Below are 273 nucleotides of genomic sequence, written 5' to 3'. Positions count from 1 at the left end.
CATATTGACCATGTTGTGACTCAGTTGCCTTATGCACTTATTGCGGCCTTGATTAGTTTAGTGGGTTATATCGTACTTGGTTTTACCGGTTCATTAATGGCCGGGCTTGTTTGTTGCTCGATATTATTTGTGATCAGTATTGTGATCCTGCGCTTTTGGGCTAGAAAATGCGCGATATGAATAAGGCTGCTTTTTGTAAATGATGGTCTTGTTCAGCTGAATGGTCTCACTTTGTGTCGCATTGAAAAATGGCGTATGGGTAACGAATACGCC

1 protein-coding gene is annotated in these 273 nt (G+C 41.8%); it reads left to right on the top strand.

All coding sequences use genetic code 11. The features are described 5' to 3' along the window. Window positions 1-180: hypothetical protein (locus AAEZ06_RS27280; RefSeq protein ID WP_502948060.1), on the top strand; the 180-nt coding region annotated here is incomplete at its 5' end. Between the last annotated feature and the right edge of the window lie 93 nt (window positions 181-273).

Source organism: Pseudomonas sp. HY7a-MNA-CIBAN-0227 (assembly GCF_040310325.1).
Classification (GTDB): domain Bacteria; phylum Pseudomonadota; class Gammaproteobacteria; order Pseudomonadales; family Pseudomonadaceae; genus Aquipseudomonas.
This window is presented reverse-complemented; position numbering and strand designations above follow the sequence as displayed.